The organism is Ruegeria sp. AH12, from assembly GCF_056541465.1.
Window position 1 is genome coordinate 22,116 of the sequence record NZ_JBQFYL010000001.1, and the last position, 13,079, is coordinate 35,194.

Sequence of the window (13,079 nt, forward strand, 5' to 3'; positions counted from 1 at the left end):
TTCCTTTGGCGTCTAGGCTGATGCGCGGTTTCTCATCGCCCCACACGGTCTGAGCCAGCAGGTTCGTCGGTTAACTGGCCAATGACAACAGCCCGCCGGGCTGGCGTTGAATCCGCCCTTCCAGCTCCAGATCAACAAGGACCGGGCCAATCTCGCCCGCGCTTGCGGCGATGTCGCGGATCAACTGGTCTTCGGCTATGGGGGACGGGCCCAGGCGCAGCAACACCTCATCATGCAGAGCCGCTGAGTTGGCGGGGGAAGGGGGGACCGTTTCGCCCCTTGCTTCGGCTTGGGGGAACAGTTTGGGCTGCGGTAGCGGCAGCGCGTCGATCACATCATCGGCGGATCTGACCAACGTCGCCCCGTCTCGGATCAGTAGATTGCATCCGGCGGCACGTGCATCGAACGGGTGCCCGGGCACTGCAAGAACCTCCCGCCCTTGGTCTAACGCGTCCCGGGCCGTGATCAGGCTGCCGGATTTTGCAGCAGCTTCGACCACAACAACAGCCTGAGCCAGCCCTGATATGATCCGGTTGCGGCGCGGGAAGTGCCGCGCCTGTGGTGTGACACCGACGGGTTGCTCAGATAGCCTTAGGCCCTTGGTCGCAATAGTGTGGGCAAGTTCTGTATTCTCGGCCGGGTAGATGACATCGACGCCGCCCGCCATGACAGCGATTGTCCCTGTTTCAAGCGATGCCGTATGCGCTGCGGTATCGATGCCGCGTGCCAAGCCCGACACGATAACATGGTCTTTTTGCCCAAGCTCCTTTGCCAACCCGCGCGCCATCCGCGCGCCGAGTGATGAACAGTTGCGGGCCCCAACCATCGCAATTGCGGGTTTATGCAAAAGTGAAACATCGCCAATTGCCCATAGCATCGGCGGGGCATCATTCAGATCGTTCAATGCCTCTGGAAAATCAGCGGCCCCAAGGCACAAAAGCCGCGCTTTGGCGGCCTTTGCGGCCTTGAGCTCCGCCTCAATCACGCCGGGGGGGCAGATTTCATACCCTTCTATTCCGGCAGCGCGTGCCATTTCAGGCAGCGCGGCCAGCGCATTCTGCGCCGAGCCATGTTCACGCAGCAGCCGACGAAATGTTGCAGGGCCAACCTTGCGTGAGCGCAACAGACGAAGCCAGGAAAACCGGTCCTCTTCCGTGGTGGGTGGGAGTGGGGGGTGATTGGAAGAAAGCTGCTCTTCGGTCATCCGATGCTCCGCCTGATTGCAAAACTGGTTTACGTCAGGGCGGGTTAACAGCCTGTAAATCGATGAAAATTTGCTGCGTTTCGGTCGCGTCTACTAACACTATGTTTCGCTATCCATCTGATAACGAAGCACAAATTCATGCAAGTTTTCTAGGCGCATTTAGCTGACCGCCCAGAAATACACAGCCAAGCGGGCAGGCTGCATTAACCTCGAATACCCGGAAATGACGATTCCGACTCAGGTAGCAGAACCGCCAATAGTCAGCCCATCCATCAAAACGGTTGGCTGTCCAACCCCTACAGGAACCCATTGACCGTCTTTTCCGCATGTGCCCATGCCTGGGTCCAGCGCCATATCATTGCCCAATCCCCGGATGCGCTTCAGGGCCGAGGGGCCGTCTCCGATCAGGGTGGCACCTTTTACCGGAGCGCCGATTTTGCCGTTTTCAACCCGGTAGGCTTCGGTGCAGGAAAAAACGAATTTGCCATTTGTGATGTCCACCTGACCGCCGCCAAAGCCGACGGCCCAGATACCGTCCTTAATATCCGCGACCAAAGCAGCCGGATCGTCCTGGCCGCCGAGCATGATGGTGTTTGTCATTCTTGGCATCGGTTTATGGGCATAGCTTTGGCGACGTCCGTTGCCGGTAGGCACGACCCCCATCAGGCGAGCGTTCTGGCGATCCTGCATATAGCCGGTCAGAACACCGTCTTCGATCAACACGGTGCGTGAACTGGGCGTGCCTTCGTCATCCACGGTGATCGAGCCGCGTCGATCTGCGATAGTGCCATCGTCGACCACAGTCACGCCCTTTGACGCAATCTGCTGACCCATCAGCCCCGCAAAAGCCGAGCTGCCCTTGCGGTTAAAATCGCCCTCAAGCCCGTGTCCGATGGCTTCGTGCAGCAAGATGCCCGGCCAGCCGGGTCCGAGAGCGACCTCCATGACACCAGCGGGGGCGGGTATCGCTTCCAGATTGACCAGCGCAATCCGCAAAGCCTCGCGGGCTTTGTTCTGCCAGTCGGCAGGATCGATCAGCCCGCTTAGGCCAACGCGTCCGCCGCCGCCAGCTGAGCCGCTTTCGCGGCGGCCGTTTTGCTCGACGATGACCGAGATGTTCACCCGAGTCATCGGACGCACGTCGCGCACCTGTACGCCGTCAGGGCGCAAAATCTCGACCTCTTGCACGGTTGCCGCGATTGTGGCGCTGACTTGTACAACGCGCGGGTCCAACCCCCGGGCAAAGGCATCAATCTCGCGCAGCGTGTCGATCTTTACAGGAAAGGTGGCGGATTCGATCGGATCCTCGTCCGTGTAAAGCCGAGTGTTTGTGGCGCGCGGGGCTTCGGCCAGCGTCCCGCCACCATCGCCCACCGCGAGGCGCGCGGTTTCGGCTGCACGCTTCAGAGCAGGGATCGAAACATCCGTAGAATGCGCGTAGCCGGCCACTTCGCCTTGGACCGCGTGCAAACCAAACCCCTCAGATGCATCATAAGATGCGGTGCGCAACCGCCCATCATCAAAAACAAGCGATTCCGATTTTCGGCGCTCGACAAACAGCTCTCCGTCTTCGGCCCCGGCGGTTGCCGATTGCAAAACTGCCAGCGCTTCGTCCTGCGGAAGTGCGCTTTCAAAGGGGCGAAACGGGGCCTGAGTCATGGGTTAGAGCCTTTCGGGTTTGATCCAGATCAAAAATAGCGTCTGTTTGACGCAAGCATTTTGCTTTATCTACCCGACGGAATATGGTTTTTAACGCGGCCAAAGACAACGGGAGAGGTGCGACCGATTCACACCTTTTCGCGAGAGACGCAAAGATCAAACGATCAGGACAGAACATGAAGAATGCTTTGATGCTTTCAGGGTTGATGACAGCCCTCTCCAGCCTTCCCGCCATGGCTCAGGACCTTGAGATCATTGGTAAGCCGGTCGATGGCGGCCTTGGGTTCCAGCCCGCGGCGACCAGCCTTGCGGAAGGCATTCACAGGTTGGACAACATGATTCTGGTGATCATCACCGCAATCTGTATCTTTGTGGCGGCTCTGCTTGTCTATTGCATCGTGCGCTACAATTCGCGCGTCAACCCGACCCCGGCGCGCTTTTCGCACTATACCCCGGTCGAGATCGCATGGACCTTGGGCCCCATCATTATTCTGGTCTTTATTGGTGCGTTTTCGCTGCCGGTTCTGTTCAAACAGCAGGAAATTCCCGAAGGCGATGTTGTGATCAAGGTTGTGGGCAACCAGTGGTACTGGACCTACGAGTATGTCGACCACGACTTTGCCTTTGACAGCTATCTGCTGGGTCACCCGGCGACCTTGGACGAAGGTGCTCGCCCCGCAGATGCGGATGTCACACCGTTCGTTCTGGATGACGCAATGCGCGCGAAACTGGCCGATTCCGGTTATAGTGATGACGAATGGCTGCTGGCAACTGACACTGCCGTAGTCGTACCGGTGGGTAAGATCGTTGTCATGCAGGTGACCGCATCTGACGTGATCCATTCCTGGACGATCCCCTCTTTCGGCGTGAAGCAGGACGGTGTGCCCGGACGTTTGGCTGAACTGTGGTTCGAAGCCGAAAAAGAAGGCGTCTACTTTGGCCAGTGTTCGGAACTGTGCGGCAAGGACCACGCCTATATGCCGATCACCGTAAAGGTGGTCAGCGAAGAGGCATATGAAGAGTGGCTTAAGGGTGCCATTGATGAGTATGCGGGGCTGCCGCAAGCTTATCAGGTGGCCTCGAACTGATAGCCATCTGGGTGGGGTAAGCCCATCTGCCACGAACGAGCAAGCTGCGCGGACCATCGTGCAGCCTTCGCCCTAAAGGACCTGAAATGACCGACGCAAGCATCAATGCCAGCATTGCGGCCGCAAAGGCGGACGAGGCCAGCTTTGGCGACTACTTCGCCCTGCTGAAGCCGCGTGTGATGTCGTTGGTTGTCTTCACGGCTCTGGTTGGTCTGCTAGCAGCGCCAACCCCGGTACATCCTTTTGTGGGCTTTTGTGCGATTCTGTTCATCGCCATCGGTGGCGGCGCTTCTGGTGCGCTGAACATGTGGTGGGACGCAGATATCGACCGCGTTATGAAGCGCACCAAATCCCGCCCGATCCCGTCGGGAAAGGTGGATGCGGGTGAGGCGCTGGCGCTGGGTCTGACGCTGTCGGGCCTGTCGGTGATCATGCTGGGGCTCGCAACCAATTGGTTTGCAGGTGCGTTTCTGGCCTTCACCATCTTCTTCTATGTCGTCGTTTACACGATGTGGCTGAAGCGCACGACGCCGCAGAATATCGTCATCGGCGGCGCTGCGGGCGCGTTCCCGCCAGTGATTGGCTGGGTTGCGGTGACAGGTACGATGTCGATTGAGCCCTGGCTGATGTTCGCCCTGACTTTCATGTGGACGCCTCCGCATTTCTGGGCGCTGGCGCTGTTCATGCGTTCGGACTATGACGATGCAGGCGTGCCGATGCTAACCGTGACCCATGGACGCAAATCAACTCGTTGGCATATCCTGGCCTATACCGTTTTGCTAGCACTGCTGGCCCTCGGCACTGCGTTTTCGGGCATCGGCGGGCCGATTTACCTGACGGTTGCCATCATCCTCAACGCGTTGTTCCTGCGCGGTGCCTGGCAGATTTCGCGGCGCACCGAAGATGATGCCGAGGCGGATAACTTCAGGGTTGAACGCTCTTTCTTCAAGCTGTCGCTGCTTTATCTGTTCCTTCACTTCGGTGCCATTCTGGTTGAGGCGCTTCTGAAGCCTTACGGTCTGGGAGGATGGTCATGAGCCTGCGCAAAAGCCACGAATTGCATCAGCGCCGTTTTGGCCGCAATCTTGGCGTCGGCCTGACGCTGGCAGCGTTTATCCTGATCATCTTCGGCCTGACGGTTGTGAAAGTCTCCGGTACTGATTTCGGTATGGCCGCGCAGGAGGTACAGAACTGATGGCGATGTCTGGTCCACAGAAAACGGTTTTGCAAACCGTCGGGGTCGTTATCCTTATGGGCAGCCTGGCATGGGCGGCGGTGCCGTTCTACGATTGGTTCTGCCGCGTAACCGGTTTTGGTGGCACAACGGGTGTGGCTGAGGCCGCCCCTGATGACATTCTGGATCGCACGATCACAGTGCGCTTTGACGCCTCCAAAGCCAAGGGTATGGCTTGGGAGTTCAAGCCCATCGAACGTGAGATGGAAGTGCGCATCGGTGAGACAGGGCTGGCTTTCTATGAGGCTTACAATCCGACCGATCGCCCGATTGCCGGGCAGGCATCCTACAATGTAGCGCCCTATTCCGCAGGCGGGTATTTCCAGAAGATCGCTTGTTTCTGTTTTGAGGAACAGGTGCTGCAGCCCGGCGAACGGGTTGAGATGCCGGTAACCTTCTTCGTCGACCCTGAAATGGTCGAGGATCTGGAAGCAAAGTATGTGCATACGATCACTCTGTCGTATACATTCTACGAAATTGACCTGCCCGAGGGCTATGCAGCCCTGGACGCGCAGGCAGATACAAATACGAACTAACGCCTTTAGGTGAGGGACACTGATGGCACACGCAAAAGACCATGATTACCACATTCTGAACCCCTCAATCTGGCCGCTTGTCGGCGCGATTGGGGGCTTTGTGATGCTGTTCGGAGCCGTCCTGTGGATGCATGGCATCACGCCATGGATGTTCTGGGCCGGTTTGGTGGCTGTTCTGTACACCATGTTCGCCTGGTGGTCCGAAGTCGTGGTCGAAAGCCGCCAGGGCGATCACACACCGGTCGTGCGCATCGGCCTGCGCTATGGCTTCATCCTGTTCGTGATGTCCGAGGTGATGTTCTTCTTTGCCTGGTTCTGGTCGTTCTTCAAGCATCGGATGTATCCGATGTATGACTATGCGGGTACCGAATACATCCAGCCGGATATTCACGCGGTTGACCCGTTTCACCTGCCGCTGATCAACACTTTGGTCCTGTTGCTGTCGGGCTGTGCGATCACCTGGGCGCACCATGCGCTGGTGCATGACAATGATCGCAAGGCGCTGATCAACGGTCTGGCCATCGGTATCGTTCTGGGCATCGCCTTCACCGCGCTGCAAGCGTTTGAATATTATGAGTTGCTGGCCCACGAAGACTGGGTCTTCGGCGGCGATCAGTTCTACTCGAACTTCTTCATGGCGACGGGTTTCCACGGCGCACATGTAATCATCGGCACGATTTTCCTATCGGTCTGTCTGATCCGCGCGCTCAAGGGTGATTTTACACCTGAAAAGCATGTCGGATTCGAGGCTGCGGCCTGGTACTGGCACTTCGTTGACGTTGTCTGGCTGTTCCTGTTCTTCGCTGTCTACATCTGGGGTCAGGCCCCATTGATGTAACGCCGTTGAGGCTGTTTAGCTGTAAAAGCCGCCCTTTCGGGCGGCTTTTTCTCTATCCGGGGCGCAAGATTGCGCCCCATACAATTGCTTGGTTGCATTTCGGTGCACGCGCCCCTTAACAAGACGCCGGTTCCTGCAACGAGCGATCATCTAATATGCGCCGTACTTTGTTTCTGCTGATCTTCGGTTTCGCTGGTTTGGGCGTGCTGTTGTCGCTGGGCATCTGGCAGGTGCAGCGCTTGGCCTGGAAACAGGGGGTGATGGCTGAAATTGAAGCGCGCATTTCCGCAGCTCCGATTGGCCTGCCGTCGCAGATTTCCGAAAGCGAACACAAATACCTTCCAGTTTCGGTTTCTGGGGAAATGCAGCCGGGCGAGATCCACGTTCTGGTCTCGGTCAAGCAGGTTGGGGCCGGATATCGTATCATCCAGTCGTTCAGCACCGAGGATCGGACCATTCTGGTGGACCGGGGGTTTGTACCCACGACGGCCAAACAGACCGACCGTTTGACAGGCCCGATGGAAGTGACAGGCAACCTGCATTGGCCCGATGAGATCGACAGCTACACGCCCGAGGCCGATATCGACAGCAACATCTGGTTCGCCCGAGACCTGCCCAATCTGGCAGCCGCTCTGGGGGCCGAGCCGATCCTGCTGATTGCCCGTTCTCAGACCGATCCGGGCGTGACTCCGCTGCCGGTCGACACGGCCGGCATTCCCAATGATCACCTGCAATATGCAATCACATGGTTTGGATTGGCCCTCGTCTGGGCCGCGATGACCGGATACTTCCTGTGGCGCAATCGCGCCCCTTCTGAGAGTGACCCGCAATGAAATACATCTCGACCCGTGGCCAAGCGCCTGAACTGAGCTTTGAAGAGGCGATGCTGACCGGGCTGGCCCGTGATGGTGGCCTGTACCTGCCGGCTGAAATCCCGACGCTCAGCCATGATGAGATCGCCGCCATGGCCGGTCAGTCATATGAGGAGATCGCGTTTCGCGTGATGTGGCCCTATGTCAGCGGTTCCTTCGCCGAGGATGAGTTCAAAGAGATCATCACCCGCGCCTACGAAGGCTTCGGCCACGACGCCCGAGCGCCGCTTAAGCAGCTGAACGAAAACCACTTCCTGTTGGAGCTGTTCCACGGGCCAACGTTGGCCTTCAAGGATTTTGCCATGCAGCTGATCGGTCAGCTGTTCCAGGTGGCCCTGAAACGCCGCAACGACCGCGTGACCATCGTGGGCGCGACCAGTGGCGATACCGGCTCGGCCGCGATTGAGGCATTCCGGGGGCTGGATGCGGTGGACGTGTTCATCCTGTTCCCGCATGGCCGTGTGTCCGAAGTGCAGCGTCGCCAGATGACAACGCCTGCGGACAGCAATGTACATGCTTTGGCCGTGGATGGAGACTTCGACGATTGTCAGGCCGCGTTGAAGGACATGTTCAACGATTTCGATTTCCGCGATGGCGTGAAGCTGGCTGGTGTCAACTCGATCAACTTTGCTCGCGTTCTGGCGCAGATCGTCTACTACTTCTCGGCCGCTGTCAGCCTTGGCGCGCCGCATCGCAAGGTCAGTTTCACCGTGCCAACCGGCAATTTCGGGGACATCTTCGCAGGCTATCTGGCCAAACGTATGGGTTTGCCGATCGACCGTTTGGTCGTGGCGACCAACCAGAATGACATTCTGCACCGCTGCCTGTCGGGGGAGGGATATTTCAAGGGTGAGACCATCCCCTCGATCAGCCCGTCGATGGACATTCAGGTCAGCTCGAACTTCGAACGCGCGTTGTATTATGCCTACGGCGAGGATGGCAGCGCGGTCGCTCAGTTGATGGATGAGCTGAAAGCCGGCGGCTTCAACGTCAGCCAGGGCGCGATGGAAGCGCTGCGCGAAAGCTTCGACTCGGGCCGCGTGTCCGAAGATGAAACATTGGACACGATCAAGCATACGCTGGCCCACAGCGCTGAACTGGTCTGTCCGCACACGGCCATTGGTATCAAGGTGGCCGAAGCGCATCGTGCGGCAGATGTGCCGATGATCACTCTAGCCACGGCGCACCCCGCGAAATTCCCGGCGGCGGTCGAGAAGGCGAGCGGGGAACATCCGCCTCTTCCATCCCGCATGTCTGATCTGTATGAACGTCCGGAACGGGTGACGCGGATTGCCAATGATCTGGGTGCCCTTGAGGATCATATCAGAAGGCATATCGCTGAGTGACAGTCAGACAAGACCAACTGAAGAACGGCTTTCGTATCGTCAGTGAACATATGCCAGGGCTGCAATCTGCGGCCATCGGCATCTGGGTGACCGCCGGCGGGCGGCATGAACGGATCGAACAGAACGGGATCGCGCATTTCCTTGAACATATGGCGTTCAAGGGAACCGAGCGCCGTTCGGCCTTGCAGATTGCCGAGGCGATCGAGGATGTGGGCGGCTATATTAACGCTTATACCTCGCGCGAGGTGACGGCTTATTACGCCCGTGTTCTGAAGGATGACGTGGCGCTGGCGATGGACGTGATCGGTGACATCGTTCTGAACCCAGTTTTTGATCCGCGTGAGATAGAGGTTGAACGTGGGGTGATCCTGCAGGAAATCGGGCAGGCCTACGACACGCCCGACGATGTGATTTTCGACTGGCTGCAGGAACAAAGCTATCACGACCAGCCACTCGGCCGCACCATTCTTGGGCCAACCGAGCGGGTCAGCTCTTTCTCGCGTGAGGACCTTTCGGGCTTCGTGGCCGAGCATTATGGCCCCGAACAAATGATCCTGTCAGCGGCGGGCGCTGTTGACCACGACGCCCTGATGAAAATGGCCGAAGAGATGTTTGGCCACTTGCAACCGCGCAAGGGTCTGATCCCCGAAGCCGCCCGCTTCACCGGTGGTGAAGCCCGGCAAGAAAAGGATTTGGAGCAGGCGCATTTCGCACTGGCGCTGGAAAGCCCCGGCTATCGCGATGACGGGATCTATACCGCTCAGATCTATTCGACGGCGTTGGGCGGCGGCATGTCCTCGCGCCTGTTCCAGGAAGTGCGTGAGTCGCGCGGGCTCTGCTACACGATCTTTGCACAGACCGGGGCCTACGCGGACACCGGCACGACCACGATTTACGCGGGGACCTCTGCGGATCAGGTTGCAGAGCTGGCAACCATCACGATAGACGAGATGAAGCGCGCCGCCGAAGATATGAGCGAAGAAGAAGTCGCTCGTGCCCGTGCGCAGATGAAAGCCGGGATGCTGATGGGGCTGGAAAGCCCCTCGAACCGGGCTGAGCGTCTGGCGCGTCTGGTGCAGATCTGGGGGCGGGTGCCCTCGCTTGAGGATACTGTTGCCAAGATCGACGCGGTCAGCACCGAGGACGTGCGGGTCTTTGCTGAACAGATGGGAGCACGCGCGCCAGCCGCTTTGGCGTTGTATGGTCCTGTCTCTGGTGCGCCTTCACTGGCTGATCTGCAGGAGAGGCGTGCGGCGTGATGCTGTTGGGCAGACGCAAGCTGAAACTCGAAACCGAGCGGCTGAGCTTGCGACCGCCCGTGCATTCCGATTTCGGCACCTGGACTGCGCTGCGCCGGGCGTCGAAAGATTATCTCACCCCGTGGGAGCCGATTTGGGCTAAGGACCACCTGAGCCGGAAGTCCTTTACTAACCGGGTCTATTGGGCCCAGCGGTCTGTGGCCAGTGGAACTGCGATCCCGCTGTTTTTGTTTCGGCGCGAAGATGATGTGCTGGTGGGTGCGATCACGCTGGACAATATTCGGCGTGGCCCTGCGCAGGCGGGCACGTTGGGCTATTGGACAGGTCAGGCCTTTGCGCGCAACGGGTATATGCGCGAAGCGATTGGCGCGATGGTGCACCACGCTTTCACGCGACTGGATCTGAGCCGGATTGAAGCGGCTTGCCTGCCTGAGAATGCGGCCTCTCGGGGATTGTTGGAAAGTTCCGGGTTCAAATATGAAGGCGTTGCGCAATCGTATTTGCAGATCAATGGCCGGTGGCGGACGCATGTGTTGTATGCCAGCTTACGATCAGACCGGCGCGGCAAGACCGACGCGGGGTAGGGGGCTCTGCCCCCGTCGCGGCAAGCCGCGCCTCCCCCGAGATATTTTTGGCCAGATGAAGCAGGGGATCGATTGCGCGAAGCCGGTAGAGTTTCGATAGGGTGGGACCGCAGCAAAAAGGCATGACTTGGTGGCGTTCTGCGCTAAAGTTGGAGCATGCGCTGGTTTGTTGCAGCATTGATGGTAATTTCAGGCGGGGCGGTTGCGCAGGAGCGGCGGCCAAGCCATTGCATCGCCATCGCTGATGCCGCACCTGGAATTGAATATATCTACAAGGCCGCCTGGCAGGACCGTGTGCCGGAGTATTCGGTTCGGATCAGCTACGTGGCGCATGCGTCGTTTTTGATCCAAACGCGAGGCGGTTTGAACGCTGTCACAGATTTCACTGGTTTCATCGGTGGCGCCGATCTTATCCCGGACGTCGTCACAATGAACCATGCGCATAGCACGCATTGGACCGCGAACCCTGATCCTGCAATCCCGCATGTCCTGCCAGGGTGGGGGGAATTTGGCCAGGGCATTGATCATCACCTTGATCTGGGTGAATTGCTTGTGCGGAATGTTTCTACCGATATTCGGTCTGCCTATGGCGGGGTTGAAGAGCGGGGGAATTCGATCTTTGTGTTCGAAGTCGAGGGCCTTTGCATCGGCCATTTGGGGCATCTGCACCATGTGCCATCGGACGCGCAATTTGCGGCCCTTGGGCGGCTGGACGTTGTCATGGCAGCCGTGGATGGGGGCACGACCATGCCTTTGCCGGATATGATCTCGGTTCTGAAGCGGCTGGAAAGCTCGGTCATCATTCCTATGCATTGGTTTTCCGGTTTCTCGCTGGATCGGTTCCTGGTGGATATCCGGGATGATTTCCCGGTTGTGCGCAAGGGGGTATCGGAGATCACCGTCTCGCTGCGCACGTTGCCGGATCGGCCAACCGTGGTGGTGCTTGAACCGGAATATCTGATTGATCTGGAATAAGGCTTGTGGGTGCTGCGCACCTTGGGCAAGTAAGAACTATGACCCTGAACTCTGCCGATGACCGAATTGCCGACCTGATCCGGGCTTCTGTGGGCATTGATGTGCTGCGCCCGATCGAAGAGCGGTATCTGGAAGAACCGCGCGGTCGATTTGCCGGGCAGGTGGGGCTGCTGGCGTTACCGCGCACGGTTGAAGAGGTATCTGCGCTTGTCCGCTTGGCGTCTGACGAGGCGGTTGCCGTTCTGCCTTATGGAGGTGGCACAGGTTTGGTTGGCGGGCAGGTGATAAGCGATGGTCCAGCGCCGCTGTTGATATCGTTGGAACGCATGACCGCGATCCGAGAGGTCTATCCCACGGAAAACGTCCTGATCGTCGAAGCAGGTGCCATTCTATCGGATGTTCAGGCCGCGGCTGAGGCGGTGAACCGGTTGTTTCCCTTATCGCTGGCCGCGCAGGGCTCTTGCCGGATTGGTGGCAACCTTGCGACCAACGCGGGCGGCGTCAATGTGCTGCGTTATGGAAACGCCCGCGATCTTTGTCTTGGTCTTGAAGCCGTGTTGCCAAGTGGGGAGATCTGGCATGGCCTTAGCCGATTGCGGAAGGACAATACTGGTTATGATCTGCGCAACCTTCTGATTGGGTCCGAAGGAACGTTGGGGATCATTACGGCGGCGTCACTGAAGCTGTATCCGCAGCCCGCTGCAACTGGGACGGCGATGTTTCAGGTGGCCTCCCCCACGGCTGCGATTGACCTGCTCGCTGTAGCGCGGGATCAGGTGGGCGAGGTGGTCAGCACATTCGAACTGATCCATCGGCAGGGGTTTGACTTTCTCGCAGAGGTTTTGCCGGATGTACGCCAACCCTTTGAAACCGCGCCGGATTGGTCGGTTTTAGTCGAATTGGGACTGCCTAAGGGGCACGATCCCATTGAGGCATTGGAGGCATTGTTCAGTGTTGCCAATGCAAGAGGGCTGGTCAATGACGGGGTGGTGGCGCAAAGCGAAACGCAGCGCCAGGACCTTTGGGCAGTTCGTGAACGTATTCCCGAAGCCAATCGCCTGATTGGGTCGGTGTCCAGCCACGACATTTCCGTACCCATCTCGGCAATCCCTGAGTTCATCCAGCACGGGGCCGAGATCATCAACGCATTGGGCCCATTCCGCATCAATTGTTTTGGTCATCTGGGGGATGGCAATCTGCATTACAACGTGTTTCCCCCTAAGGGACAAAACCGTTCGGACTTTGCAGAAGATCGCATGGTGGTCAAACAGGCCGTGCACGAGCTTGTCCATGCGTTTGAGGGCTCGGTGAGTGCAGAACATGGCGTCGGGCGGTTGAAGACGGATGATCTGGAACGGTTTTCCGACCCGGCCAAACTGTCCGCCATGCGTGCGATCAAGGCCGCTTTGGACCCTAAAGGGATCATGAACCCAGGCGCGGTTCTTAAGGTATGATCACGGCCCAGGTATGACCGGGCCGTGATC

At 58.4% G+C, this 13,079-nt stretch carries 13 protein-coding genes; 11 read left to right on the forward strand and 2 right to left on the reverse strand.

The window, feature by feature from the left end:
- Window positions 1–70: 70 nt before the first annotated feature.
- Together dprA and tldD are read right to left on the reverse strand one after the other, a co-directional pair.
- Entirely contained in the window at window positions 71–1,204 is a 1,134-nt protein-coding gene (gene dprA / locus ACR0EL_RS00110; protein WP_480497178.1) for a DNA-processing protein DprA, read from the reverse strand.
- A gap of 237 nt (window positions 1,205–1,441) precedes the next feature.
- Window positions 1,442–2,863: a metalloprotease TldD gene (gene tldD, locus ACR0EL_RS00115; RefSeq protein ID WP_480497180.1), complete on the reverse strand. Its 1,422-nt coding sequence runs from the start codon at window positions 2,861–2,863 to the stop codon at window positions 1,442–1,444.
- Between the two features lie 176 nt (window positions 2,864–3,039).
- Between tldD and coxB the strand changes: the two genes are divergently transcribed.
- The 11 genes from coxB (at window position 3,040) to ACR0EL_RS00170 (ending at window position 13,049) form a co-directional block, all read left to right on the forward strand.
- On the forward strand, window positions 3,040–3,951 hold the full coding sequence (gene coxB / locus ACR0EL_RS00120) for a cytochrome c oxidase subunit II (RefSeq protein WP_353013711.1): 912 nt from the start codon (window positions 3,040–3,042) through the stop codon (window positions 3,949–3,951).
- A gap of 86 nt (window positions 3,952–4,037) precedes the next feature.
- Entirely contained in the window at window positions 4,038–4,988 is a 951-nt protein-coding gene (cyoE, locus tag ACR0EL_RS00125; protein WP_480497182.1) for a heme o synthase, read from the forward strand.
- Window positions 4,985–5,146 carry a hypothetical protein gene (locus ACR0EL_RS00130; RefSeq protein WP_480497184.1) on the forward strand — a complete coding sequence of 54 codons (162 nt, stop codon included), beginning with the start codon at window positions 4,985–4,987 and terminating at the stop codon, window positions 5,144–5,146. The genes cyoE and ACR0EL_RS00130 overlap by 4 nt, the downstream gene beginning before the upstream one ends.
- Entirely contained in the window at window positions 5,146–5,721 is a 576-nt protein-coding gene (locus ACR0EL_RS00135; RefSeq protein ID WP_480497186.1) for a cytochrome c oxidase assembly protein, read from the forward strand. Before ACR0EL_RS00130 ends, ACR0EL_RS00135 begins: the two co-directional genes overlap by 1 nt.
- Window positions 5,722–5,743: 22 nt before the next feature.
- Entirely contained in the window at window positions 5,744–6,559 is an 816-nt protein-coding gene (locus ACR0EL_RS00140) for a cytochrome c oxidase subunit 3 (protein ID WP_170530976.1), read from the forward strand.
- A gap of 155 nt (window positions 6,560–6,714) precedes the next feature.
- Window positions 6,715–7,392, forward strand: coding sequence for an SURF1 family protein (locus ACR0EL_RS00145; protein WP_480497188.1), 678 nt, complete (start codon window positions 6,715–6,717; stop codon window positions 7,390–7,392).
- Window positions 7,389–8,777: a threonine synthase gene (gene thrC / locus ACR0EL_RS00150; RefSeq protein ID WP_480497190.1), complete on the forward strand. Its 1,389-nt coding sequence runs from the start codon at window positions 7,389–7,391 to the stop codon at window positions 8,775–8,777. Before ACR0EL_RS00145 ends, thrC begins: the two co-directional genes overlap by 4 nt.
- On the forward strand, window positions 8,774–10,036 hold the full coding sequence (locus ACR0EL_RS00155) for a M16 family metallopeptidase (RefSeq protein WP_480497192.1): 1,263 nt from the start codon (window positions 8,774–8,776) through the stop codon (window positions 10,034–10,036). Before thrC ends, ACR0EL_RS00155 begins: the two co-directional genes overlap by 4 nt.
- Window positions 10,036–10,620 (forward strand): GNAT family N-acetyltransferase, encoded by a 585-nt coding sequence (locus ACR0EL_RS00160; protein WP_353013698.1) that lies wholly within the window; start codon window positions 10,036–10,038, stop codon window positions 10,618–10,620. Before ACR0EL_RS00155 ends, ACR0EL_RS00160 begins: the two co-directional genes overlap by 1 nt.
- Before the next feature lie 156 nt (window positions 10,621–10,776).
- Window positions 10,777–11,595, forward strand: coding sequence for an MBL fold metallo-hydrolase (locus ACR0EL_RS00165; protein WP_480497194.1), 819 nt, complete (start codon window positions 10,777–10,779; stop codon window positions 11,593–11,595).
- Window positions 11,596–11,633: 38 nt separating this feature from the next.
- The gene (locus ACR0EL_RS00170) at window positions 11,634–13,049 is read left to right on the forward strand and encodes an FAD-binding oxidoreductase (protein ID WP_480497196.1); all 1,416 of its coding nucleotides are present in this window, start codon (window positions 11,634–11,636) and stop codon (window positions 13,047–13,049) included.
- Window positions 13,050–13,079 lie beyond the last annotated feature (30 nt).